We start from the raw sequence: 25089 nt of genomic DNA, 5'->3' as shown, positions 1-25089 counted from the left end.
TTAGTTTTCACTGCGTTCTGCCTGTCGATTGGAAGAAGCGCATGTTATCACGGATTTGTTACTGGAGCGATGGAAGCGCGAGATGTGCAGCAAGCTGACGTGCATCGCGTGAGGGATAGAAGCGGATATGAGCCGCAGCAGACGGGCCTGAGGCACACAGGGCGAGGAGGCGACAGGCGAAGCCACCGCAGCCCGATGTGCCTCGCCCGGCTGCAAGGCGAATAGGAGCGGATAGCCCGACCCCTGACGAAGGCGCTACAGGCGCCTTGTCAGGGGGCACGCCCAAAAAAACCATCTGTGAAAGACCCTTAATATCCAGTGCAGTCCTGCGATTTAGGGCGGTATTTAGCCGGTGGGGCTTTACTTTTGCTGGTCTATTGTGAGTGTGGTACGATGGTAAGTCTGTATTGGAAGGAAATCAGAAGTTTTTTCGGGTCGCTGACGGCGTACCTGACGATTATTACTTTTTTGCTGCTTACGGGGTTGTTTCTGTTTGTGTTTCCGGGGGGGCTGAATGTGCTATCGATGGGGTATGCGGGGCTGGATAGCCTGTTTATCATTGCGCCCTGGGTGTTTCTGTTTCTGATTCCGGCCATTACGATGCGGATGTTTTCGGATGAGATTCGGTACGGTACGATTGAGCTGCTGCTGACGCGGCCTCTTACGGAGTGGCAGCTGATCCTGGGCAAATATCTGGCGGCTGTAACGCTGGTAATCCTCTCGCTGCTGCCGTCGCTGGTGTATGTGGCGACGGTGTATGTGCTGGGCGACCCGCCGGGCAATCTGGATTCGGGGGCTACCATAGGCTCGTACCTCGGACTGCTGATGCTCGGCGCGGTGTACGCAGCCCTTGGAATACTTGCGTCGGTGCTGACGGAGAATTCAATCGTTTCTTTTCTGATTGGGGTGTTTCTGTGTTTTTTCTTTTTCTATGTGATTGATCAGCTGGCAGCTCTGAGTGTACTAGGAAATACTGGACTGCTGCTGGCGCACTTCAGCATCAGTGAACATTACAACAGCATCAGCCGTGGGGTGGTGGATAGCAGAGATGTGGTGTACTTTGCGGGGATGATCTTGGTGGCGCTGGCTACTACCCGATTGATATTAATAGTGCGGAGAAGCTAAATGCGCATGACTAAAAAGGTAAAGAATCTCTACATATGGTATGGCAGCCTGCTGGCTGCAGTGGTGGCTGCGTATGTGCTGGTGCAGTTTGCGGGGGTGGTAAGACTTGATCTCACAGCTGAGAAGCGCTACAGCCTCTCGCCGGTCACCAAAGAACTGCTGGCTGAAGTGAAGGAGCCGATGATTTTTACGCTCTATCTGGATGGGCAGTTGCCCTCGGGCTTCCGAAAACTGCAGCGGGAGGTGCGTCAGGTGCTACAGGAATTCAGGGCGTATAACCGGAACATCTTGTTTAAGGTAGAAGACCCTGCTTCGGTGGGTGATAAGAAGGCGGTGCGCGACTTTCAGCAGCAACTGGAATTTAAAGGGCTCTCGCCTGTGCAGGTGGAAGTGAATGAGGGCAATCAGGTGCAGTTTCTGCAGCTTTTTCCGGGGATTATTGCTACCTATGGGGAAAAGGAATCCGCCATTCAGCTGCTGAGCACACACATCAACACCACACCTGAGAACCAGATCAACATCGCCATACAAAACCTGGAATACAATCTGGCCAATGCCATACGGAAGCTGACAAGAAAGTTTAGCCCGACGATCGCTTTTCTGGAGGGGCATGACGAACTGCTGCCCGGAAGAGTGGCAGATATTTCGAGAGCGCTGTCGGAGCATTATACTGTCTCGCGCTTTAACATTCGCCAGTATGAAAAAGACTCTGTCACCGGGGATGTGAGCATCCTTCGGCAAATGCAGCGGATGGACAACTACAATTGTCTGGTGGTGGCAAAGCCACAGAAGCCTTTTACGGACCTTGACCTCTTTCTGATCGACCAGTTTATCATGAACGGGGGTAAAGTGGTGTGGCTGATCGATGCGGTGGCGGCAGATATGGACTCGCTGAGCCGTGCCTCGGAGTTTATGGCCTATCCGATTCTGGATGAGTTGCGGCTGGGAAATTTATTTTTCCGCTACGGATTTCGCATCAATACCAATCTGGTGCAAGACCGCAAGGCTGCGTGGGTGAGTGATATGCGCTCGGTGCGCAGGTGGATATACTTCCCGCTGATCGATCCTCTGGTCTTTCACCCGATCACAAAAGATCTGAACTCTGTAAAGCTCGAATTTGCCTCAACCATTGACACCGTAATGGCACCCGGCGTGAAAAAGACCCCTCTGCTGAAGACTTCAGACGCTACCCGTACGGTAGCCACGCCACATATCGTGCGGTTGGCGCACTTGTATAACTATCCTGGTGTAGAACCTTATCCCAAACGCTTCTTAACTGTGGGGTTGCTGCTGGAAGGGAAGTTTACGTCGTATTTCAAAAATCAGATTGTGCCCAAAGAATCCGGTCGTCAGATACCCTTCCGCGAAGAGAGTTTGCCGACCCAGCAAGTGGTAATAGCCGATGGCGATGTTATTAAAAATCAGCTCAACATCGTGAACCCCAACATCCAGAAAGGGGTACCCCTTCCGCTGGGCTTCGACCAGTTTACAGGCACTCAGTACGGCAACCGCGACCTGATGCTCAACATCTTCGACTATTTGCTGGACGACAAAGGCCTCATCGCCCTGCGCAACCGTGAGTTTAAACTCAGGCTGCTGAAGATGAGTCGCGTATACGAGGAGATGTGGCTGTGGAGGATCATCAATGTGGCTCTTCCGGTGGTGATTGTCGTATTGTCCGGGGTGGTCTATATGCAGATTCGCAAAAAAATGTATGTATAATCAATGAATATCCAACTGAATGGACTGAATGCCCTCGTAGGGGGAAGTACTGCCGGTATCGGACTGGCCATAGCAAAGCGCCTGGCTGCAGCCGGTGCTACCGTTACCCTGCTTGCCCGCAATGAGGCCAAATGTCTAACAGCGCTGAGCGAACTGAGCACCTCGGCAGGCCAGAAGCACGACTACATCGCTGCCAATCAGGCTGATCCATATGCCCTTAAGATAACATTGGATGAATATATCGCCACCCACTCAAAGACTTTTCACATTGTCATCAACAATACCGGTGGGCCTGCACCAGGGCCCTTACATCAGGCGGCTGCATCGGAGCTTGAGAAGGCTTTTGCACAGCACGTTATCGCTTCACACCTTATCATGCAGGCATGCCTGCAAGGGATGAAACATGCAGGCTATGGCCGAATCATCAATGTGATTTCCACTTCTGTAAAAGCCCCGCTACCCAATCTGGGCGTATCTAATACCATCCGGGCGGCTATGGCCAACTGGTCAAAAACCCTGGCCAATGAACTAGCACCACACGGCATCACGGTGAATAACATATTGCCTGGTGCTACGGATACTGACCGCCTAAAGGCCATCATTGAGACAAAGGCCCAAAAAACAGAAAAGTCGCCTGAGGAGGTGCGCCTGGAGATGATCAGCGAAATCCCGGCAGGTCGGTTTGCCCTGCCGGAAGAAGTTGCAGCTGCAGCTGTATTCCTTGCTTCACCGGAGGCGGCTTATATCACAGGAATCAATCTGCCGGTAGATGGCGGGCGCACCCCATCGCTTTAAGTCAGTTTTTTTATGAGAAAATCCTTTTCACTTATTGAATCTACCTTTGTGTACATGACCAATGATGCCGCTGAATTACAAAAACTCATCGATGCAGGGTCGGAATTTGTGATCACCACGCACATAAATCCTGACGGTGATGCTTCAGGGAGTTCTCTGGCATTGTATCACGTGCTCAGTGATATGGGCAAAAAAGTACATTTAATTACACCAAACGAAATATCCCCATCTCTGCAATTTCTGCCCGGGGCAGAGGTCTGTGTACCATATAATCAGAAACCTGACATTCTCATTGACGCGCTGCAAAGGGCTGACCTGCTCTTTTGCCTTGATTACAACACCCTCAGCCGTACCGGTGATGCGATGTGTGATGCACTTAAATCTTTCACAGGCAGGAAAGTACTCATCGACCACCACCAGCAGCCTGATACAGGTTTTGCGATTTCATTTTCTGATACGTCATATTGCAGTACATGTGAATTGCTCTTTCACGTACTTTCAGTAGCATATCCTGACAAAAAGTGGCTCACACCTGCTGTGGCTACGTGTTTGTACACAGGCATTCTAACTGACAGCGGTTCCTTTCGCTTCAATACAGTACAACCGCGCACTCATAGGGCTGTGGCGGCCTTACTCGAAGCCGGCGCACCTCATACGGCCATTCACGAAGCCATTTTCGACCAAAACCGTCCCGAACGCTTCAGGCTCATGGCCATCATGCTCAGCCATCTGACCTTTCCTTGCGATTCTGTAGCGTATTCATGGATTACAGAAGAGGAATTTGAACAATCGGGTGCGGACAAAGACGATTCAGAAGGATTTGTAAATATGGGGCTATCCATACGAGGGGTAAAAGTATCAGCCCTCTTTCGGGAAGAAGAAGGTAAAATTCGCATTTCCTTTCGCTCAAAAGGCGATGTGGATGTAAACCAATATGCCCGCAAGTACTTCAATGGAGGTGGCCACCGCAATGCCGCCGGTGGCACATGGTATGGGCCGATGGAGGAGGCTATTCAGCAATTTGAAGGGACAGTGGCTGGACTTCTGAATACCGGTTCAAAGTCATAAAAAAAAAAAAAAATACAAAGGAGTGTACTTTACAGTCGTGGATTATTGGAAAATTACAGAAATTTACAATAAAGAAATTTGGAGGACAAAGTTATAAGACTGTTTAAGTCATTTTTTGATATTGATGGAAAGGTATTATTACATCCCGTCCACGGCGGCTGTATTGGACAATCGTATCGTGCTGAAGGCGGGGATAGGCGTCTGTTTGTAAAAACCACATCACAGCCGATGCCTGCGGATTTTTTCCGGAAAGAAGCCAGAGGCCTGCAAATGCTTAAAAGACAAGGTCTTAAGAATGTGCCTGAAGTATTGCTGGTCGATGATGATGTTTTGGTATTAGAATGGATCGAGCCCGGCCAAAAAACTTCTGCGACCATGGAGTTGGCTGGTGCAGCGCTGGCAGAACTGCACCGTCAGCCACAGCCCTTTTTTGGCCTCGACGAAGACAATTATATCGGCTCTTTACCGCAGCCAAATGGGCGGTATGACAATTGGGCAGAGTGCTACTTTCATTCCAAACTCTGGCCGGCGGCTGCAGAAGCGCATAGGCGTGGTCATTTGCTGAATTTTGTGCTCACAGATCTGGAAGAATTATACAAAAAACTTCCCGAATTGCTTCCTGATGAAGCCCCCTCGCTTTTGCACGGCGACCTCTGGGGTGGTAATCTGATGGCTGCAGCCGACGGCCGACCGTATTTCATCGATCCGGCGGTCTATTTTGGTCATAGGGAAGTAGATTTGGCCATGACCATGCTCTTCGGAGGCTTCGACAATTACTTTTACAAGGCCTATTACGAAACGTTTCCTCTATTGTCCGATTTCAGGCAAAGATTACCGCTTTACAAGCTTTATCCCCTTCTTGTTCACGCAGCACTTTTTGGCATGTCGTATCAGGCCGATTGCGTAGATTGCATTCGCGTGTATGTGTAAACCGATTGACGACTTATGAAAAAATCCAACTACCTGATTTCGCTCAGTTTATTGGGTCTGTTCTGCTTGTTACTTTCGTCTTGTAGATGTGCTGACGAGATGAAATCCGAGGAGGAATCGACAGAAAAAAACGAGTCTTTTATTTCGAATGTAGAAATTTTGCCTTATCAGTTGTCCGACACGCTCATCGTCACACAGGTTAAGACAACCCTTGTGGCCCGCGAACGCGACTCTGCATTTACCCTTGTGATTCAGGCTATGAGAGGAGAAAATACCTTTCTCGACAGTGTTTTCTTTGCTGTAAAAAAAGAAGATACAGCACGAGCCAATGTCGTCTTTACACAACTGCCTTACGATGAAAAAAATCCGCCGAAAATTGACCTCATTTACCACTGAATGTACACCCTACTTGTCAAAACACTTACTGGATTTGAAAATTTGCTTGCCGATGATATTCGAAGCCTTGGTGGCGAAGTGCTCTCTGTTCAAAAAAGATCAGTACTGTGCAAGGGTGACTGCAAGCTCATCGTGGATGTAAATGTGTGCTGCGGTGTGGCTCTTTACGTTTATGTATTAATCGATGAATTTTCAGCTGGTTCTAAAGAGGAATATGTGCGCAAATCATCAAAAATTCCGTTTCAAAACTACCTGAAAACCAATCAAACATTTGCCGTAAAGAGCGATGTTTATCAATGTCCGTGGATTGACAATTCGATGTATGCCTCCCTTCTGCTAAAAGATGCCATTGCAGATGTTCAGCGGATAGCGTCAGGCTCGAGGAGCAATGTCGATGTGGAAAATCCGGATATAGAATTTTATCAATACATCTATAGAGATTCAGTATCTATCTACATTAACACTTCCGGCGAACCCTTGTACAAAAGAGGATATAAATCGCTTTCAGCAAAGGCGCCTGTGAATGAAGTGCTTGCTCATGGTATTATAAGGCTCAGTGGATATGACGGAAATCTGCCCTTCATCAATCCGTTTTGCGGCTCGGGCACCTTCCTAAGCGAAGCTTTGCTTTATAAAAAAAATTCCTGTATTAACCGGTTTAGAAAAGACTTTTCTTTTTTGAAATTTCATTGGGATTCATTCAAAGATCACTGGAAAAAAGCAATGGTTACAACGTCTGAAGAATCCATGGAATGTAAAACAGTATTCTATGCAATTGACAACGATACATCAGCCATTGAAAACGCGAGAAAGTCTATTGAAAAAATAGTTGGTCATTCTAAAGTTTACGTTGAAAAAGCTGATTTTTTCACCTGGAAAAATCCAGTGGACAAGGCCTTTTTGATGATGAATGTGCCGTACAATCAACGATTGAAAATCGATCCAAAGGCTTTTTTCTCAAAATTAGGCGAAACCTTGAAAAAAAACTATCCCGGCAGTGAGTGTTGGATACTCTCAGCCGGTAAGGAACATACGAAACACTTGGGATTGAAATCCTCCCAAACCATTCCCCTTTACAACGGACAACTACCGGTATTTCTTCAACAATTTCACATATATTAATATGCCATGAAACGAATCGGAATTTTCACATCAGGAGGTGACGCACCGGGCATGAATGCATGCATACGTGCGGCTGTGCGCACGGCTTTGGCCAATGGATTAGAGGTGTTTGGCATCTACAGGGGCTATCAGGGCATGATTGAGGGTGATATCATACCCATGCAGAGCAGCGATGTGTCAAACATCATTCAGCGCGGAGGCACCATCCTCAAAACTGCTCGAAGCGAAGAATTTCGCACACCGGAAGGCCGCGCTAAAGCCGCTGAAAATCTGAGAAAGTATGGCATCGAAGGACTGGTCTGTATCGGTGGCGATGGGTCTTTCAAGGGGGCTTCAGTCCTTTACGAAGAACACGGAATCAAAACCATTGGTGCCCCCGGCACGATTGATAATGACCTGTATGGCACGGATTCCACCATAGGATATGACACAGCAGTCAATACAGTGGTAGAAGCTGTGGACAAACTGCGCGACACGGCCGCCTCTCATAATAGGCTTTTTATCGTTGAGGTAATGGGTCGAGATGCCGGATTTATTGCCTTGCGGTCGGGCATAGCCTGCGGGGCTGAAGCCATTCTGGTGCCGGAGACACCTACTTACATCGATGTACTGATACAAAAACTGCGCGAAGGATGGTCGCGTAAGAAGCATTCATCCATCGTAATTGTAGCCGAAGGCGATGAAAGTGGTGGCGCCTATCAGGTGGCAGAGGCTGTCAAAGCAAATTTTAACAAGTACGATGTGCGCGTGACAATTCTTGGCCACATTCAGCGCGGAGGCAGTCCTTCAGCCTATGACCGGGTGCTGGCCAGCGAAATGGGATATGCAGCTGTGAAGGGACTAATAGCCGGAAAGTATAATGTAATGGTCGGCCGCCAGGGTCGTGAAATCGTTTATGTGCCTTTTGAAAAAGCTATAAAACACAACAAAGAACTCAACCGCTACCTGCTCGAAATCGCAGAAACACTGTCCCGATAACTTAAAAAAGCTGCACAGTAAGACCTACGGATATACCAATGTGATTGAAAGGCAGACTGAATGGCCTGGCACGGCTGGGCTCATTTGCGATGATTTCATCGCTGTCCGTGATTCGTATGTTGCGGTCGTACACGGTTTCGCGCTCAAAGTGGGCAAATTGATTCAGTTGGCCTTGGCCGTTTACTTCATAAAAAACCAGTTCAGACCTTCTCGGAGCGAAATTTGCATTTAATGCTCTTATCTCTGTAAAGATAAAAAACCGATCGTCAAGCGACCACTCAACGCCGATAGCACCAGATAGGCCCATTGAAATGCGTCCTACATAATTTGTTTGTTTCTCTATAAAATCATAAAAATTGCTTCCATTAGGAAGCACCATCGACGATTTTTCCTGAAGTACACCGAAAAGTATTGGGAAGCCAACGCGTATATATGGCCTTGTGATATACTCTATTGGCAACATAAAGCTCACTTCAGGTGTAAAGAGAAAAGCATTAGAAGTCAGTGTTCTGGGCGATTCAAAAGTGAAATCGACCGTGTCGATGCGTGTGGTGTAAACATCTTTTACCGTGGAAGTGCTATTGAATTGATAAGCCACATCCAAACCCACTCGGAAGATATCATTTATCTGATACCCTACTCCTAAATGTGCAAAAGCACCAGAGCCTGGGGAGAAATATTTTACCTGTATATCGAGTGTAGAGTCTGTAAGCGTTCGATTTTCCCAATTATTAAAAGGAATGGAGTAAGGTTGGCTCAACGTGTAAGAGGCACCACCTCTGATAAAAAATCCTTGTTGATAGTAATTTTGAGAGAATAGAGGAAGTGAAAAAATCAAAACAGCCGTGCATAGCACATAACGGGTGTTCATTTTTACTAAAATTTACAGCAAATAAAAACAAGAAAAATCGATACTCAATTAAAAACCCGGATGCTGTTGCCGAAAAACTGCACTCTATATTGTCGGAGAGGCTGGGATTGATTGCCTTGTGCAGGTGTCCCATCAAACAATACGTAGCGAGCACTGTCGCATTTGCAATATGTTAGTACATTATCAGGCAAAACATGAACTACACCGCATATTTGATTTACATGATTAGGGCATGTTCGGTCAAAAGCTCGGAAGTCATCCGCATTCCCATTAAAAAAAGCCCGGTAAATCAGTAAACCTCTAAACCCTCCTGGATGATAAATCCATCCGCCCGGAGATTGTAACGGAGCACTTGAGGGTAAGTTGAGATAAATGATTTCATCTACTACCACGTTTGGCACCATGTGCTGATTAGATTCATTACAACTGAAGAGCATAAAGACGATTGCTATTGAGAAAACGAAAAATTTCCAGACTTTAAAGCCTTTAAAATTTTCAAAATTTATAGTCATCTCTAAGTTCAATTTTGTTTCAAAATTTATTAATTGACCGTTAACCTAATTATAACAAAAATAGAATCAGTAAGATACGTCACACTAACGCGGAAATAAAAAATCTTATTGCCTTTATTGAAGGATTATTTAAAATGTTTTTAATTTATGCCCTCTAAAATGCCCAAATTATAACAATCAAAAAATGGTGAAAAGATTACTCGTCATTTTCTTATGTGCTATTGCATTATCAGCCGGCGCACAAGAGCGACCAGGTCGATTGATAGGAAGGATTTTTGAAAAAGGCAATCCCAAAGAACCTGTGCCATTCGCTAATGTAATTGTAAAAGACAAAGCTGGGGCAGTGGTAAAGGGAACAGCTAGTGACGACAACGGAAACTACAACATTTCGCCTTTAAATCCCGGTACATATAACATTGAGGTAACAGCAGTGGGCTATGCTAAGGCTACTATTACCGGAATTTTAATAAAGCCGAACGAGGCTACCACCCTAAACATTCCCATGCAGGAATCTACTGAAATGCTATCAGAGGTTACCATCACCTGGGAGAAGCCTCTGGTTGATAACAAAACAGTAGTGACTTCTGAAGAAATCACCCAAATGGCCATACGCGATGTGGCAGCAGTGGCTGCTACAGCGGCTGGGGCATTTCAGGCAGTCGAAGGAGGTGGTATCAGCATACGCGGTGGTCGCGAAGATGCAACTACCTATTTTATCGATGGTGTAAAGGTGCGCGGTAGCCTTTCGCTTCCTCAGGGTGCCATCGCGCAGCAGCAAGTGTACACGGGTGGTCTTCCCGCTCAGTTTGGCGACGCGATCGGTGGCGTAATTTCTACTACTACCAAGGGTCCTTCTTCGAATTACTTTGGTGAAGCGGAAGTTCTCTCCTCTTCTCTTTTTGACAAGTATCACTTTAATCTTTTCGCTTTAACTGCCGGTGGTCCACTCATTAAGAAGAAGGGTCAACCGATAGTTGGTTTTCTACTCTCATCAGAATTTCAATACGAGGCCGACCCAAGACCTTTCGTAACGAAGCAGTACCGAGTAAAAGAGAATGTTTTGCGCGAACTGCAAAAAACACCGGTACGTCCGGCGAACCTGGGTCAAGGGGTTCTCTACAATACAGAATTTATTACAATGGCTGACCTTGAAGAAATTCCCGCGCGATTAAACGCCGATCGCAGTGAGTTGAGATTGCAGTCGAACATTAATATAAAAACAGGAGCAAATTCGGGCATTTTATTGGGAGGTCGCCTTTCAGCTCGATGGGGCAAAGACGTTAGTTTCCTGAATTCACTTTTTAATTACGAAAACTATGGACAATCCAATAACTCCGACTGGGCGGTGTTTGCTAGATTCCAGCAGACCTTAGGTTCTTCAGAAGGTAGTTCTAAAATCAAAAATGCTTACTACCAAATTCAGGTTGATTACTCAAGGAGTGAGCGCAGAAGTTTTGATCCGCGATTCAGAGATAACATCTTTGCGTATGGCCATATTGGTTATTTTGATAGATTTCAATCGTTCTTTTTCACCTATGGTACTGATACCGCTACCGGACTGCAAGGTTGGTTAGCTATTGTGCCTTTTGACACAGCTATTACTTTCCGTCCGGGTCCATACAATCCCATCAGAGCCAGATATACAGAGATTTTCTATGAGACCGTACGAGCAAATCCATTCCTGGGAAACACTCGTACATATGATGCACTCCGTCAAGGCCGCGCACTCTGGAATGGCGACAATCCACAGACAGTATATAACGATTTATGGGGTAACGTAGGTGCTCAGATAGCAGGTTACAGCATAGGTCGCTTCTCTCAGTTCCGCGTTACAGGTTCTTTTTCATTTGAATACCTGCGCCACCAGATTATTACAGGTTTTGAATTCGAGCAGCGCATAGATCGCGCTTTCAGCGTAGGGGCCAATGGACTTTGGGGCTTGATGCAGCAGTTGCAAAATGACCATATCCGCGAGCTCGACTTTGGCAAGCCCATGCCTGTAAGAGATGAAAATGGCGTATTCTTAGACACCATTTATTATCCTAGAAAATTTGATGCCGGCAAGCAAAACGCTTTTGACGAGCGCTTCAGAAGAAGAATTGGCCTCGATCCGAATGGATTGGACTTCTTGAACGTGTTTAGCTACGATCCGTCTGTGTTTTCACTTGATCTATTTAGTGCTGATGAACTTATTAACTTGAGTGGTTCTCGCCTTGTCGGATATTATGGATATGACCACACCGGAAGAATTTCAGAACGACGTGTTTCCATAAACGATTTCTTTACCCGCAGGGGTGCTGATGGAAGATTGCTTAGACCTATCGGCGCTTTCGAACCCATCTATGTAGCCGGTTATATTCAAGACCAATTTGAGTTTTATGATTTGCGTTTTAACGTAGGTGTGCGCGTTGACTATTTCGATCTAAACCAGCCGGTTCTCAAGGATCCATATAATTTGTATCCAGGTGTAACCGTTGGTGAGGTGCGCAACGGAATTTTCCCCAACATTCGAGGCAATATTCCTTCTAACATTGGAGATAATTTCGCATTATATGTAGATAACTACAACTATTTTATTGGAGGTAACGAGTTTTCAAACATCGTTGGCTTCCGAGATGGCGATAACTGGTACGACATCTTGGGCCGTCGGGTAGATAACCCCAAGCTTATAGCCGACCTCGGAGGTGGTAATGTGCGTCCGGTACTCTATGACCGCCCTGAGAACCAACGTCTTGGCCCAAACTCATTTACCGACTACAGGCCTCAGGTAGTAGTAATGCCTCGTGTGAGCTTTAACTTCCCGATTTCTGACGTTGCACTTTTCTATGCGCATTACGATGTACTCGCTCAGCGACCTGATGTTGGATTGTCAAGATTTAATCCCATTGAATATCTCGAGCTGGAATTTGGTAAAAACCTGCAAGACCCGATTAATAATCCGAATCTTAAGCCTCAGAGAACTACTGATTACGAACTTGGTTTCCAACAAGTTCTCTCATCCAGATCCGTTCTCAAGCTTGCAGCCTTCTATCGCGAGATGCGAGATATGATGCAAACCATTGCTCTCACCCAGGCATATCCTAATACATATATTACATATGGTAACCGCGACTTTGGTACTGTAAAAGGTTTCACCTTCGAATTTGACCTTCGTCGTACTGGAAATGTAAGTGTTACAGCAAACTATACCCTCCAATTTGCCGATGGTACGGGTTCTGGTCCTAACTCTGGTGCAAACCTGGCCCGCTCAGGACAGCCAAACATTCGCTATATCCTGCCTCTTAGTTTCGATACCCGCCACAGAATTGTAACTCGTCTTGACTATCGCTACGGGAAGGGAGTTAATTACAATGGCCCTGTTTGGTTTAACAAACGCATTTTTGAAAACGCTGGTGCTAATTTCGTAGTAACTGCAAACTCAGGTACCCCTTATTCGAGAAGGCTGTTTGCGTATCCGATCAATAGTTCTGAAACTCAATCCCCGCTTATCGGGCAAGTAAACGGTTCACGTCTGCCCTGGCAAGTAAGAGTGGATGCTCGTGTAAATAAGGTTTTTGACATAAAATTCAATAAAGAAAGCAAAAAAGTCTATGGTTTAGATGTATACCTGCAGATCCTCAATTTGCTTAACACTAAGAACATCGTAGCTGTATATCCATACACCGGATTGCCTGATGACGATGGCTATCTTACCTCTCCACAGGCCGTGAACTCAATCAACTCTCAGGTTAGTGCACAGTCTTATATCGACCTCTACAATGTGCGTTTATTGAGCCCATTTAATTTCGGTTTGCCGAGAAGAATTCGTTTAGGTATTATGTTTAATTTCTAATAATTTGAATATGAATTGGTTGAGAACACTATTCATTCTCACTCTGGCAAATGCTGCCCTTTTTATGAACGCCAGAGAAATTCCGGGCCTTGGAAGCCCAAAAAAGCGTACAGGTAGAACTCTACAGGAATTGTGCGCACCCGCTACTGCCCAGGCTGACCTTAACCTGAATAACGTAAGAGCCACTGTATTAGCAGCAGGTGACATGTGGTGGAACCTTAATCAACCGCGATATGAAGTACCGAAAGGTTCAAACCGCCACTCCATGTTTGCCGGCGCTCTATGGTTAGGTGGATTGGACGAGGGTAATCAGTTGAAACTCGGCGCAATGACCTATCGTCAGCGCGGTAACGATTATTGGCCTGGTCCTTTGTCTAACGACGGACTCGCAAGTGTAAATGCGGAGATTTGTCGTACTTATGATAGATTTTGGATTATTTTCAGATCCCAGGTAGAAAAACACAGAGGCTGGCTTCAGTGCAAAGACGACCCAAACTGCGACTTAGCTGCTAAGTATCCTAATTATGAAAATGAAGTACCCACCATTATCCGCGATTGGCCAGGTAATGGTATTAACGGAGAATTAGATTTCAAACTTGCTCCTTTCATGGATCTAGATGGCAACGACCTCTACGACTATCGCTTTGATTATCCTGCCTATGACCTTGACAGAGCTTTCGATTGTAGAATTAAAGAGGTTGACCTCTTGTATGGCGATATGACCATATGGTGGGTGTACAATGACCGTGGAAATATTCACACTGAAACACAGGCCGGAGCACTCGGTTTTGAAATTCGTGCCCAGGCATTTGCCTTCTCGACCAATGACGAGATCAACAATATGACCTTTTACAACTACCGAATCCTGAACAAATCAACTTTCAGACTTACAAATACATTCTTTGGTACCTGGTTTGACGCCGACCTGGGAAACCCCTATGACGACATTATTGGCTGCGATATTGCACGTGGACTCGGATACGTTTATAACGCAGAGCCAGTAGATGCTGGTCCTCTGGGATACGGAGCATATCCTCCTGCCATTGGATTTGACTTTTTCCAAGGGCCATTTGCTGATTACTTCGATGGTATAGACAACGACCGCGATGGATGTGTGGATGGTGTACGCGACGACTTTGGAGTTTGTCAACCTGAGAATCCGGCTATCGGTAGAAATGAGCGTATCATCATGAGCGGCTTTATGTATTACAATAACACAGGAAGCCCTGGTGTTAACCCCAATACAACCGACCCGAGGAATGCAGCTGAATTCTATCAATACCTTCAGTGTATATGGAGAAATGGTAACCCTCTCGTCATTGAAAATCCGAGCGGCAAGGGTAACACTAATAACGGGGATGGATTTACTGTAGATGGTTCAGGTACCCGTACTTTTTTCGCTTATCCAGGTCTATCATACGATACTACTGGTGCATATAAGCCCGACGCTCCACTTCCAAACGGAGGATGGTGGGAATCTCCCGCAAACAAAGCTGATAAAAGAGGCCTTCATTGTGCCGGTCCTTTCTCACTTGCCCCTGGTGCTCTTAACTTCATTACAACAGGTGCAGTTTGGGCGAGAAACTTTTTCTCTGATGACTTGTTTGCCTCTATGGAATTGGTAATCATTGCTGACGACAAGGCTCAAAAACTCTTTGACAACTGCTTTCAATTGCTTGATGGTCCCGATGGTCCGAGACTCAACATCGTAGAATTGGATCGTGAATTGATTCTAAACTTATTTTATGATGAAACTTCTAACAATTTCAATCTACGCTATCGTCAGAGAGATCCTTTGATCCCAGATCCTCCCGGGGCAACTCCACAGCAAATTCAAACTGCGCGCGACACAGGATACTATGACTACAAATTCGAAGGTTTTCAAATCTTCCAGTTGAGAGATGCCAACGTCAGTGTTGCTGATCTCTACAACCCTGCGTTAGCTCGTTTAGTAGCTCAGTGTGACATCAAAAACCAACATGCACAGCTTGTAAACTACACCAGAGATCCGAGCTTAAATGCACTCGTTCCTCAAGATATGACAATTCAAGCCAATAACAATGGTATCAGAATGTCATTTAGAATATTAGAGGATGCCTTTGCTACTGGATCTAACAGGAGATTAATCAATCATCGCGAATATTACTTCATTGCCATCGCCTATGCGGTCAATCAATTTGCACCATTCGATCCTGCCAGACCAGAATTGACTCAAAAAGTACCCTATTTGCCAGGTAGAAAGACTTCAGGTGCTGAAGGAATTTTAGTATTTAAAGGAATTCCAAGAATCACAAAGCCAGAGCAAAACGGTTTGATTTTAGGGGCTAATTATGGCGATTCACCTGAAATCATTCGTTATGAAGGTCTTGGTAATATGGGTAAATTCATAGATTTAAGACCTGATATTGAAGAAAAAATCGTACGCGATGGTAGGGTGGATGAATTAGCATATCTACCTGGTTTTGGTCCACTCGATATTAAAGTGGTTGACCCAAAAAGAGTTCCTTCAGGAGATTTTAATTTAAAACTTATAGGAGTGGGTGATACCGCCCGTTGGGTTATTACGGGTGGTAATCTGACTAATCCGATCTTTAGTGATACCACGCTGAGCTTCCCAAATGAGCAAATAATTCCGGAACTTGGACTATCAGTGACCATCAGTAACCTTAATAATCCAGGAAGAGACTGGCAATGCACCTACAGAAATGGTGTAGTTGGATCCCAGATAATCTTCACAGATCCGAATAAAGCATGGCTCTCTGGAGTCTCCGATAATACTTCCTTTTCACCGAGAAACTGGTTGGCTGTAGGAACTAATACCGTTGCTACGTCTCCACCAGCTAACCTGTATCCTGATCAAACTTTTGTTTTGCCTAATACAAATATATCTGAGCCAATGGATCCCTGTAGATACTTTGCAACATTTGTGGATGGTACTTGGGGTCCGTACACATTAGCTAGAACAAACACGTTAGCCCTTCCGAACAACTTAGGAATGGGTCCGGCACGGGCTCAAACACCAAGGAGAGATATTGCAAACCTGAGATCGATAAATGTTGTGATTACCAATGACCGTAGTAAATGGACCCGGGTGCCTGTTTTTGAATTGTGTGAGGAACCTGCTCTTGCCATTGGTGATGCAAATAAATTTGATCTGCGCAGGAGTACATCACTGAGTTTGGTAAATGGTCAGTTGGTTGAGGATCCTTCTTTACCACAGGGTTGGTCCTTCTTCCCCGGATATGCCATTGATGTTGAAACCGGCAGAAGACTCTGTATGGCTTTTGGTGAAAACTCCTTCCGCATTGGCCAGCGAGGCAACGATATGCGATGGAACCCAACCTCTGAAGTGCAGGACAAACTTGGAAACTTTGTTTTCGGTGGGCAGCACTACGTTTATGTATTTGCTGCTGATGGATTGAATGGTTCCGGTCAACCAATTGACCTTACTTACCGTGGAAATGAACCTCAGGACTTCCCGCTGTTCAATGAAATAAGCAACCTGAATCAACCAATATCAAGAGCTGCTGTTTTCAGAAATATTGACTGGGTAAGCATACCTCTTACAGCGCCTGGTTATAACGTAGATCCCAATGTAAGTATGCCTGCTGAGGTTACTATTAAACTGAGAGTATCTCGCTCTTTCTCTCGTTATCAAACACAGTTCAGTGCTAATCCTGACGGAAACAATGGCAATCCTTCCTATAAGTTTAGCACTCGAAGCATAGCTGCTCGTAACAACGATCTACAAACAGCAAAGAATGCGCTCGATCTGATCGGTGTAGTGCCTAATCCATACTTCGCTTACTCGCTGTATGAGACCTCTCAGCTTGACAACAGAGTAAAGATTATTAATCTACCGGTACGTTGTAACATCAATATCTTCACAACCAACGGAGAGCTTGTTCGTACAATTACAAAAGACAATACCGATACCTGGGTGGAATGGGATCTAAGAAACAACTATGGCATCCCCATTTCCAGTGGAATGTACATCATACACGTCGATGCCTTTGGTATAGGGCATAAAGTGGTCAAGTGGTTTGGTGCTATGCGACCTGTGGACCTGAATGCGTTCTAACAATTTAATCCCGAGTAAAAAAGTGAGAAGAATAACTTCTATCGCAATAGCTGTGAGCCTCTCTGCAAGCTCACTCTTTGCCGGTAACCCCCAGCGCGTTGGTTCAGCCGGTGCTAATGAATTGCTCAACAACACTTGGGCCCGAAATTCTGGCTGGGGAAATGTAAATACTGCCGGTGTACGAGGAGTTGAATCTGTATTCCTTAACATCGCTGGTATTGCAAATACCGAAAATCTCGAAATAGCTTTTACAAATACTCAATGGCTTGCCGGTAGTGATATCACTATTAACTCTATTGGTCTTGTAAAGACTGTAGGTAGTACCGGAGCTTTGGCGCTTTCTATTAACAATTTCTCTTACGGAGAATTAATCGTTCGCACAGAAGCGCAGCCTGATGGTGGTATTTCTACGATTTCACCTTATGCTGCTATCATCACGGGTGGGTATGCTCAAAAGTTTACGGAGAGTATTTTTGGAGGCATAAATCTAAAATTTTACAATCAGGGCCTTCCAAACCTTAGTGTTTCAGCTCTACTTGTTGATGCAGGAGTTCAATATCACACCGGTGAAGAAAACCGCCTAAAATTCGGAATCACTCTGCGTAACATCGGCCCATCTGCCTCCTTCGGTGGTGACGGTATGTCTATACAAGCGACTGTTCCCGGTGGTGGTTACACTCAAACTTTCTCAAGCAGATCAGCAAAATTTGAGTTTCCATCAAATTTGGTAATCGGTGGCAGCTATGACTTCTTTCTTGGTGGTGATCAATTGTTGACCGCTGCTATCAACTTCCAATCTAACTCTCTTCAAAAAGATGAGTATGGTGTAGGGCTCGAATACGCTTTTCGTCAAACCTTCATGGCAAGAGTTGGTTACACCATCTTTGATAATCGTATAGACCGCCAACAAACTAATATCCATACAGGTTTAGCCGCTGGTATTTCTTTTTTAGTGCCCATGTCTAAAGAATCAGGTTCAAATCTTGCTTTTGACTATTCTATTCGCACAACTCGTACACCCTTTCAGGGTACTCACTCCATAGGCGTTAGATTATCGCTTTAACATTGTATATTTGTGGCGTGAATGAGGCCTCGAATCGAGGTCTCATTCTTTTATTATTTAACTTAAAAGAAGAACACCTATGTCAAAAGTTACCTATTTAACCCCAGAAGGTTTAAAGAAATTAAAAGAAGAGCTCGATTATCTAAAAAACGTAGAACGGCCAAAGATTTCTCAACAAATCGCGGAAGCACGCGATAAAGGCGACTTATCTGAAAATGCAGAATACGATGCAGCAAAAGAAGCCCAAGGCCTTTTGGAGCTAAAAATATCGAAACTCGAAGACCTCATCGCCAATGCTCGTCTGATGGATAAATCAGATGTCGATGTATCGAAGGTGATGGTCATGAGTACTGTAAAACTTAAAAACCTTAAAAACAATCAGGTCGTCTCTTATACGTTGGTATCTGAATCGGAAGCCAACCTCAAGTTAGGAAAGATTTCCATAAATTCACCCATCGGTCAGGGTCTTGTAGGAAAGAAAGTAGGTGAGAAAGTAGCGATCAAAGTACCTGCCGGAACCCTTGAATTCGAGATTCTTGAAATATCCGTGGTATAAACATTTTGAATATGGCGTCGATCTTCACAAAAATCGTAAAAGGCGAAATTCCATCCTATAAAATTGCCGAAACTGAAAATTGCTATTCATTTCTCGATATATTTCCCCTTACGGAAGGTCACACGCTGGTTATTCCTAAAATGGAGGTGGACAACCTCTTTGATTTGCCCGATGATATTTATACTGAACTTTGGGCTTTTTCAAAGAAAATCGGAAATGCCATCAGAGACGCATATCCTTGCATAAAGGTTGGTGTGGCTGTTATTGGACTTGAAGTTCCTCATGCCCACATTCACCTTATGCCCATTAATGCGATGAATGACATTAATTTCACCAAACCCAAACTAAAGTTATCTCCTGAAGTGCTAGAGGCCTCCCGGCAGAAAATCATCTCGCATCTGAAATTATAGTCACAATATCAGCATTTTAGATATGGCATGTGATAAGTTTCCGGTGCGGATGACGATTAGATACGTCCCCGGTTTTAAGTGCTCTGTGTGAATAAAATTTCTTCCAGGATCGGCGTAAGAGCGTTTGAGTAACCGGCCTGAAGTATCGAACAGTAACCACTCACCCGGTTCGTAATTCCATTCAAAGAAAGCGGACTGCCCCCTTTTACATGGATTGGGTAATACTCTTATGTCCTGAGCAGTTATGAGATGAATATTGCCAAAAATTACTGTAAGTTTCTGCGAAGTGGATTGACAATTTTTTATATCAGTAATTGTCACACTGTATTCTCCCGGCTGTAATCCTACCAGACTAAGCGTATCGTTATTGCTGTTGGGTATAGGCTGGCCATCGTAAAGCCATTGATATTGTGCTGCCTGGGCTGTAGTGTAAAGCAGTATATTTTGCTGGTCATATATAATATCCGGTACAGGTGGATTTACACCATTTTGAACTGTGACCTGCAAAGAGTCTTTCTGACCTACACTGTCCGTAACTTTTACCCAGTACTGACCCCCACACAGATTTATAAAACTGCCACCTGTAATGGAATATGTAACCGGAGGTATACCCCCTGTATGTGAGGCCTGTATGCTGCCATTGCATCCATTGAGGCATACCTCGTGTATTACTGTGTCTATTTTAAGGCTGAGTGGAGGTGGAGGAGGTGGACTGAACTGACTTACGGCCAACGTGGCTGTCTGTATCTGATCGCCACTGGTCGAAAAATTGCCGTTGGCACGGTTGATGGCTGCATAGAAGGTCACCTGACCAACCCCAGGTGTAGGTGCAGTCCATTGTACAGTCCATGTCTTGCTGTTATTCATGCCACTAATTCCGGATGAAGTGTGAGAAACATATGCGCCTCCTGCTGTTAACTGGGTTTCGGTAGTATTTAATATTGTCCAGTTACCTGCCTTAGCCCCGGAAGAACTTTCCGCCGTAAGCATGAAACCAAACGTGTTAAAAGTAGGGTGCTGTGCTGTGATCGTGATAATGTAGGACTGGCCCGGCACATATCCTGAAGACGGAATATTGCTCGAAATGGCTCCCTGTGCTGTGGTGACCGGAGAGCCTGAATGACATGAAACACACGTCATACCATTATTGCCTGGTGAACCGGTGTATCCATTTCCGAAAAATCCGCTGCTGTAGCTCGTTAGCCGGCCTGTAACCAGGGCAGCACAACTAATAATCGCTGCAATTCGGGCAGTGTGTTTTTTCATCCGGTTGTTTTCGTTAAATACATCTAAAAATGCCAATTTGTTTCAAGCGAAATTATTCTAGATTGTTCACACTTTTTGCGATGTTAATACTTTGTTGTTTTATTTTTTGGTAATTGCTGATGGGTATAGAATAAATTTTACGGATTGATTGTCGAGGAAGGCTGACTATGGCTTCCGATCGGCCGTCATCGATTTTTTTCCAAATGATTTTGCCCTGAATATACTTACGTTCGGCATCCATAATGTACATGGTGTAGGTAGATTTTTCGACATGATGATAAACCTGAAGCGCGAATTCTGAGTGGCCCGAAATTTCATCGAAGAGGACGCCATCGGTGCCGGGAGAGAACAATCTTTTGTTGTCAACATACAATTTTATTGCTTCATCATGCCTTCCCAACGTATTGAGAATGATTAGTTCCATCGGAACGTTTAGAGTATTTTTTCCCGTTTCCGCTTGCCATTTTTTTACCCAATAAAGGGCACTGTCCGGATTTTGCACTGTGTATTGATAGAAGCGCACCAGTGCGTCATACACCTTGTTTTTAAATTCTGAAGTTTTGAATTTCGACAAATTTGAAAGTAAAAAGTTTTTACCTCGTCGGTAGTCTTCCTGCTCAACAATGGACTGGTAAGTGAGCCAATGAAGCGATTCATCATGGGGTCGCAAGCGCAGCAACTTTCGATATTCGGCCTCGGCCTCGCGGTTTTTGCCAAGTTGCAACAGAATGCCCGCGCGCACTTTCAGGTAGGTGAAGTTTGATGTGTTGAATTTCAGGGCCTTCTCAATGTTGTCGAGTGCCGGAAGCCATTTCTCCTGGGCGAGCAGCACCTGAGTTAGTTGCCAGTAGGCTTCTTCAGTGGTGTAGCCACGTCCGATGACCTTCCGGAGAATTTCTTCGGCTTTTCCGGGATTTTTGTTTCTGAAAAAGGCATCGGCTACCAGCAGGGCCTCATCACCTCGTAGAGAGTCAATCTTTGAGCCGTAAACCAGCAGCTCGGAATAGCGGCCTTCGGCATGCATACGGGTGACTTTCTGAGCATGTACTTTTGTGTGTACGGCGGAGAGCCAAATCAAACAAATAAGTCCAAATTTTCCTATGAACGAATTGCGCATCAATCTTTTGCAGTACGATATTCAATGGCACGATATAGAAGCCAATCACGCCAAAATCCAAAAACTGTGCGAAGATATGCCCAGCTGCCATCTCCTTGTGCTCCCGGAGATGTTTAACACGGGTTTCAGCATGGAGCCTCATCTTTTTGAAAATAGTGCCGCCCAATCCGGCAGGCGACTTTTGATAGAGCTTTCTGAAAAATATCAATCGGCTGTTTGCGGATCGTTGATTACCTTCGATGACGGCAGATACTATAATCGGCTGTACTTCCTGACTCCTGAAGGGGAGGAATACACATACGACAAGAAGCACCTCTTCTCACTCGCCGGAGAGGAAAAAGTGTATTCACCCGGAATAGAGCGGATTCTGATCGAGTATCGTGGTTGGAAAATATGTCCGATGATCTGCTATGATTTGCGCTTTCCTGTATGGTCGCGTCAACGACCGGGAGCGTATTATGATTTGCTGCTCTACGTTGCGAATTGGCCACACAGACGAAGCCATGCTTGGCGTTCCCTATTGCCTGCCCGTGCCATTGAAAATATGGCCTACGTGGCCGGTGTAAACCGCGTGGGCTACGATGCAAAGGGCGTATATCACTCGGGCGATTCAGCTGTGTATGATGTCTTGGGGCAAATCCTTCATGTGGCTGAGGAGGGTAGGGAAGAGGTTGTATCGGCTGCGGTAAGGATGGATGAATTGGTGCAAGTGCGAGAGTCTCTAGGTTTTCTAAAGGACGCCGATCGCTTTGAAGTTTATTAAAGTACCGCCTTTTTGGTTTAATCTGGCTCTATTTGAAAAAATGTTGGATTCTACAGAAAGCCGTTATGGTCAGTTAGCCATTTTCGGGCAGCACGCCTAATTTCAGCCATAAACTCAAGAAAATCGCATTCCAGCTGTTCATAGTTAGCATAAATATCTTCAATGGCTGTGTGCATATTGTTCTTGTACCGGCTGCGCCTGCCAAGTCCGGATAGCGCCTGCTGCAAACCTTCTACACTTGCATAGGACTCCAGCCATCGGTAGCGTACCATGTACTGCATCATATAGGTAAATTTTTCAGGAAGTACATCCAGATAGCTTTGATATTGAACGTAAAACGTCTGACTGAAATCTTCAAGTGACTCGTTAGAATATTTTGCCCAGTTTTTGGCCAAAAAATGGTCGTACAGCACATCGGCCACCACCCCGGCATAATGTCGTTGAGTGACGGCCAATAGCTCACGGCTGTGTTTAAAGGAGGGATGGCGGTCGGTAAAGTCGTCAATCCAAAGGTGGAAACGATAGCCGAGTTGCATCCTTGAAGGGTAGTTTACCACCGTTCTGGCAGGTAGCCCGTCGGCCATCAGATTGCCGAGTCTGAAGGGTGCGTCGTGCGGTGACAGATACAGATGGCCGAGGTAGTTCATGTGAATTTTATTAATGAAAGTACACGTAGTGCCATGAAAAATTACATTTTTTTCTCAGTATTTCTTTCTAAAGTTGAAAAAATAATCTTCCTCAAAATACCAGCTTTCTATTAAAATAGTAAAGATAGCATGGCTAAGATGGGTATTGTGGTGATTTCTATATCGCTTATCACATTTAATGTTGTTTACCAGACGATTACTATATGATGATTGGCCCTAAATATGGCGCCATTCATTCAATACAAAAACCGTTAATATAGACCAAATTATATTTTTAGAATTCTGCAAGTAATTAATACGCTCGAAATTTTTTTGACTATGCATGGATAAACGACCTTTTTGACGAATCCAATTCAAAAAAGGTGATATATGCTCAATTGATTAATGTGTTTTTTAACACAGTTGGTCAATGTACAAAGTTAGCATTCCATTCTATGCGTGTTCATAATTTATTAACTTCTGTAAATGTTCCTTCATGTACAAATTGTCTATGATAACAGTCAAACGTAAAGGTAACAAAATCTTAATCCCACAACACCGAAGATTTTTTCTCAGACAAATACATTTGGTCAATGATAAAAAAAAGTGTCTAATTCTTACAAAAAATGAGAAAACTTTTCAACATCGCAGCATCGTCTATCGTGTGGATAGCGACTATAGTGGCTCCTGTAGCCCTCTATGCTCAACCCGACCCTCCGGGAGGCCCTGTGCCCATCGATGGCGGGATCGGACTGCTCATCGCTGCCGGTGCAGCCTATGGCGCTAAGAAAATGAAGTCAAACCGCATAAACGACTGAGTGATGAAAAGATTTTATTTGCTATTATTATTTCCTTCATTGTCAATGTTTTCACAGCCCTCTTTGACAGAAGTAATTCTTCCGCAGTATATTCAAGGCATAAATGGAACAAATAACAACAGAGTGCCATATGCTTTCCGCGTGACAATAAGCGGATTAATCCCAAATGCAACTTACAGATATTTTAATCAAGTTGTTATTTCTTCTGATGGAGCAACATTTAATGGTGCTGGTAATGTGATTTTTTACAATGAAACTGGGAGTTTTTACCAAACATCAAGCCCAAGTTTATCAACATCCGGAAGTTTTGGTGAGTTTACTACAAATGCATCTGGTAGTTATACCGGATGGTTTATCACCGAACCTAGTGGTAATACAAGATTTACACCGGGGAATAACGTAATTATGAGAATAATGCTTAATGATGGTGCCGGCGGAACAACAGTTGCCACCAGACTTACTACCACAAATTCTGCAATCGTAGCTAATTTTGGAACAAGCTCCTCTAACATATCTGCAATTTGGCAAAACTCGCTCGGTAGCACTAAAGATTTTGTGGTATTATACGACAATGTGTCTGGAACTGGAAGACCAATCGCTTGTACATATGTGGAAAATGTTGGAATAACTTATGCTACATCTATTGCATCGTGGTATAGAGATTCAGCTACAGCAAATGGTCGTTGGGGGGCTTATGTCAACAATAATAATTCAAATGGAATACGCAGAATTGAAGTCAGAGATCATACCACTGGAAATTTAAAATATGTAATTACAGACAGCGATGGACAGTGGGGTGCTGTAAATACAGCCAATGCTACGTCAGGTACAACACCATTGATTATTCCAAGCAATTCCACAGAGAATTTTACAGTTAATGGAACAACCACAATTCCAGCGGGAAGATCCATGGAAGTATCCGGCACCCTTACCAACAACGGAACCATCACCCTCGAAGCAACTTCAAAAACCGATTATGCCCGGCTGATTTATGGGGCTGTATCGGGTACAGGTACCGTAAATCATCAGATGCGTCTC

The 25089-nt window shown here is 44.8% G+C and carries 22 protein-coding genes (1 of these 22 running past the window's edge); 16 read left to right on the top strand and 6 right to left on the bottom strand.

The genetic code is table 11. The features are described from left to right. Positions 1-58 precede the first annotated feature (58 nt). The gene (locus ACK4EX_RS04270) at positions 59-295 is read right to left on the bottom strand and encodes a hypothetical protein (RefSeq protein ID WP_409770066.1); all 237 of its coding nucleotides are present in this window, start codon (positions 293-295) and stop codon (positions 59-61) included. A gap of 98 nt (positions 296-393) precedes the next feature. Between ACK4EX_RS04270 and gldF the strand changes: the two genes are divergently transcribed. The 8 genes from gldF to pfkA all read left to right on the top strand — a co-directional run bounded on the left by gldF (position 394) and on the right by pfkA (position 8136). Continuing rightward, entirely contained in the window at positions 394-1125 is a 732-nt protein-coding gene (gene gldF, locus ACK4EX_RS04265) for a gliding motility-associated ABC transporter permease subunit GldF (RefSeq protein WP_409770063.1), read from the top strand. Beyond that, positions 1126-2847, top strand: a complete 1722-nt coding sequence (gene gldG / locus ACK4EX_RS04260) for a gliding motility-associated ABC transporter substrate-binding protein GldG (protein ID WP_409770060.1) — start codon at positions 1126-1128, stop codon at positions 2845-2847. A gap of 3 nt (positions 2848-2850) precedes the next feature. Beyond that, complete coding sequence (locus ACK4EX_RS04255; protein WP_409770058.1) at positions 2851-3642, top strand: SDR family oxidoreductase; 792 nt, start codon at positions 2851-2853, stop codon at positions 3640-3642. A gap of 12 nt (positions 3643-3654) precedes the next feature. Then, positions 3655-4710, top strand: coding sequence for a DHH family phosphoesterase (locus tag ACK4EX_RS04250; protein ID WP_409770056.1), 1056 nt, complete (start codon positions 3655-3657; stop codon positions 4708-4710). Between the two features lie 78 nt (positions 4711-4788). Then, positions 4789-5640, top strand: coding sequence for a fructosamine kinase family protein (locus tag ACK4EX_RS04245; RefSeq protein WP_409770055.1), 852 nt, complete (start codon positions 4789-4791; stop codon positions 5638-5640). A gap of 99 nt (positions 5641-5739) precedes the next feature. After that, on the top strand, positions 5740-6036 hold the full coding sequence (locus ACK4EX_RS04240) for a hypothetical protein (protein ID WP_409770053.1): 297 nt from the start codon (positions 5740-5742) through the stop codon (positions 6034-6036). Further along, on the top strand, positions 6037-7158 hold the full coding sequence (locus tag ACK4EX_RS04235) for a class I SAM-dependent RNA methyltransferase (protein ID WP_409770052.1): 1122 nt from the start codon (positions 6037-6039) through the stop codon (positions 7156-7158). Between the two features lie 6 nt (positions 7159-7164). Next, on the top strand, positions 7165-8136 hold the full coding sequence (pfkA, locus tag ACK4EX_RS04230; protein ID WP_409770049.1) for a 6-phosphofructokinase: 972 nt from the start codon (positions 7165-7167) through the stop codon (positions 8134-8136). 1 nt (position 8137) lies between these two features. Here the strand turns inward: pfkA and ACK4EX_RS04225 are convergent, their stop codons facing one another. Further along, positions 8138-9007, bottom strand: coding sequence for a hypothetical protein (locus ACK4EX_RS04225; RefSeq protein WP_409770046.1), 870 nt, complete (start codon positions 9005-9007; stop codon positions 8138-8140). Positions 9008-9051: 44 nt separating this feature from the next. After that, positions 9052-9519 (bottom strand): hypothetical protein, encoded by a 468-nt coding sequence (locus tag ACK4EX_RS04220; protein ID WP_409770044.1) that lies wholly within the window; start codon positions 9517-9519, stop codon positions 9052-9054. A gap of 184 nt (positions 9520-9703) precedes the next feature. Here ACK4EX_RS04220 and ACK4EX_RS04215 point away from each other — a divergent pair, with 184 nt between their 5' ends. From ACK4EX_RS04215 to ACK4EX_RS04195, 5 genes are all read left to right on the top strand, one after another. Continuing rightward, the gene (locus ACK4EX_RS04215) at positions 9704-13351 is read left to right on the top strand and encodes a carboxypeptidase regulatory-like domain-containing protein (RefSeq protein WP_409770041.1); all 3648 of its coding nucleotides are present in this window, start codon (positions 9704-9706) and stop codon (positions 13349-13351) included. Between the two features lie 10 nt (positions 13352-13361). Beyond that, positions 13362-17432, top strand: coding sequence for a hypothetical protein (locus ACK4EX_RS04210; RefSeq protein ID WP_409770040.1), 4071 nt, complete (start codon positions 13362-13364; stop codon positions 17430-17432). Positions 17433-17454: 22 nt separating this feature from the next. Beyond that, positions 17455-18495, top strand: a complete 1041-nt coding sequence (locus tag ACK4EX_RS04205; RefSeq protein WP_409770038.1) for a PorV/PorQ family protein — start codon at positions 17455-17457, stop codon at positions 18493-18495. Positions 18496-18574: 79 nt separating this feature from the next. Then, positions 18575-19051, top strand: coding sequence for a transcription elongation factor GreA (gene greA / locus ACK4EX_RS04200; protein WP_409770036.1), 477 nt, complete (start codon positions 18575-18577; stop codon positions 19049-19051). Between the two features lie 11 nt (positions 19052-19062). Continuing rightward, positions 19063-19461, top strand: coding sequence for an HIT family protein (locus tag ACK4EX_RS04195; protein WP_409770034.1), 399 nt, complete (start codon positions 19063-19065; stop codon positions 19459-19461). Here ACK4EX_RS04195 and ACK4EX_RS04190 read toward each other — a convergent pair whose 3' ends face one another. Next, positions 19462-20727: a choice-of-anchor V domain-containing protein gene (locus ACK4EX_RS04190; protein ID WP_409770032.1), complete on the bottom strand. Its 1266-nt coding sequence runs from the start codon at positions 20725-20727 to the stop codon at positions 19462-19464. A 52-nt stretch (positions 20728-20779) separates the two neighbouring features. Continuing rightward, positions 20780-21847 (bottom strand): tetratricopeptide repeat protein, encoded by a 1068-nt coding sequence (locus ACK4EX_RS04185; protein WP_409770030.1) that lies wholly within the window; start codon positions 21845-21847, stop codon positions 20780-20782. Between ACK4EX_RS04185 and ACK4EX_RS04180 the strand changes: the two genes are divergently transcribed. Continuing rightward, the gene (locus tag ACK4EX_RS04180; protein ID WP_409770028.1) at positions 21828-22607 is read left to right on the top strand and encodes a nitrilase-related carbon-nitrogen hydrolase; all 780 of its coding nucleotides are present in this window, start codon (positions 21828-21830) and stop codon (positions 22605-22607) included. The two genes, ACK4EX_RS04185 and ACK4EX_RS04180, sit on opposite strands and share 20 nt — an antisense overlap. A 50-nt stretch (positions 22608-22657) precedes the next feature. On the opposite strand, the gene ACK4EX_RS04175 is transcribed toward ACK4EX_RS04180, so the two are convergent. Next, complete coding sequence (locus tag ACK4EX_RS04175) at positions 22658-23254, bottom strand: ACP phosphodiesterase (RefSeq protein ID WP_409770026.1); 597 nt, start codon at positions 23252-23254, stop codon at positions 22658-22660. 605 nt (positions 23255-23859) lie between these two features. Between ACK4EX_RS04175 and ACK4EX_RS04170 the strand changes: the two genes are divergently transcribed. Beyond that, the gene (locus ACK4EX_RS04170; RefSeq protein ID WP_409770024.1) at positions 23860-24051 is read left to right on the top strand and encodes a PID-CTERM protein-sorting domain-containing protein; all 192 of its coding nucleotides are present in this window, start codon (positions 23860-23862) and stop codon (positions 24049-24051) included. A 3-nt stretch (positions 24052-24054) separates the two neighbouring features. Next, a protein-coding gene (locus tag ACK4EX_RS04165; RefSeq protein ID WP_409770021.1) for a T9SS type A sorting domain-containing protein crosses the window boundary here: on the top strand, positions 24055-25089 show its beginning. Its footprint extends 1371 nt past the window's final position; the window shows 1035 of its 2406 coding nt (coding positions 1-1035); it begins with the start codon at positions 24055-24057; its stop codon lies beyond the right edge, outside the window.

This window comes from Thermaurantimonas sp. (assembly GCF_046299575.1).
In the GTDB taxonomy this organism is placed as follows: Bacteria; Bacteroidota; Bacteroidia; order Flavobacteriales; family Schleiferiaceae; genus Thermaurantimonas.
This window is presented reverse-complemented; position numbering and strand designations above follow the sequence as displayed.

What these genes read in the sequence shown, in the direction of transcription:
- ACK4EX_RS04270 (WP_409770066.1), bottom strand. Translation starts at nt 295, where the DNA reads ATGGTTTTTTTGGGCGTGCCCCCTGACAAGGCGCCTGTAGCGCCTTCG.
- gldF (WP_409770063.1), top strand. Translation starts at nt 394, where the DNA reads ATGGTAAGTCTGTATTGGAAGGAAATCAGAAGTTTTTTCGGGTCGCTG.
- gldG (WP_409770060.1), top strand. Translation starts at nt 1,126, where the DNA reads ATGCGCATGACTAAAAAGGTAAAGAATCTCTACATATGGTATGGCAGC.
- ACK4EX_RS04255 (WP_409770058.1), top strand. Translation starts at nt 2,851, where the DNA reads ATGAATATCCAACTGAATGGACTGAATGCCCTCGTAGGGGGAAGTACT.
- ACK4EX_RS04250 (WP_409770056.1), top strand. Translation starts at nt 3,655, where the DNA reads ATGAGAAAATCCTTTTCACTTATTGAATCTACCTTTGTGTACATGACC.
- ACK4EX_RS04240 (WP_409770053.1), top strand. Translation starts at nt 5,740, where the DNA reads ATGAAATCCGAGGAGGAATCGACAGAAAAAAACGAGTCTTTTATTTCG.
- ACK4EX_RS04235 (WP_409770052.1), top strand. Translation starts at nt 6,037, where the DNA reads ATGTACACCCTACTTGTCAAAACACTTACTGGATTTGAAAATTTGCTT.
- pfkA (WP_409770049.1), top strand. Translation starts at nt 7,165, where the DNA reads ATGAAACGAATCGGAATTTTCACATCAGGAGGTGACGCACCGGGCATG.
- ACK4EX_RS04225 (WP_409770046.1), bottom strand. Translation starts at nt 9,007, where the DNA reads ATGAACACCCGTTATGTGCTATGCACGGCTGTTTTGATTTTTTCACTT.
- ACK4EX_RS04220 (WP_409770044.1), bottom strand. Translation starts at nt 9,519, where the DNA reads ATGACTATAAATTTTGAAAATTTTAAAGGCTTTAAAGTCTGGAAATTT.
- ACK4EX_RS04215 (WP_409770041.1), top strand. Translation starts at nt 9,704, where the DNA reads ATGGTGAAAAGATTACTCGTCATTTTCTTATGTGCTATTGCATTATCA.
- ACK4EX_RS04210 (WP_409770040.1), top strand. Translation starts at nt 13,362, where the DNA reads ATGAATTGGTTGAGAACACTATTCATTCTCACTCTGGCAAATGCTGCC.
- greA (WP_409770036.1), top strand. Translation starts at nt 18,575, where the DNA reads ATGTCAAAAGTTACCTATTTAACCCCAGAAGGTTTAAAGAAATTAAAA.
- ACK4EX_RS04195 (WP_409770034.1), top strand. Translation starts at nt 19,063, where the DNA reads ATGGCGTCGATCTTCACAAAAATCGTAAAAGGCGAAATTCCATCCTAT.
- ACK4EX_RS04190 (WP_409770032.1), bottom strand. Translation starts at nt 20,727, where the DNA reads ATGAAAAAACACACTGCCCGAATTGCAGCGATTATTAGTTGTGCTGCC.
- ACK4EX_RS04180 (WP_409770028.1), top strand. Translation starts at nt 21,828, where the DNA reads ATGAACGAATTGCGCATCAATCTTTTGCAGTACGATATTCAATGGCAC.
- ACK4EX_RS04175 (WP_409770026.1), bottom strand. Translation starts at nt 23,254, where the DNA reads ATGAACTACCTCGGCCATCTGTATCTGTCACCGCACGACGCACCCTTC.
- ACK4EX_RS04170 (WP_409770024.1), top strand. Translation starts at nt 23,860, where the DNA reads ATGAGAAAACTTTTCAACATCGCAGCATCGTCTATCGTGTGGATAGCG.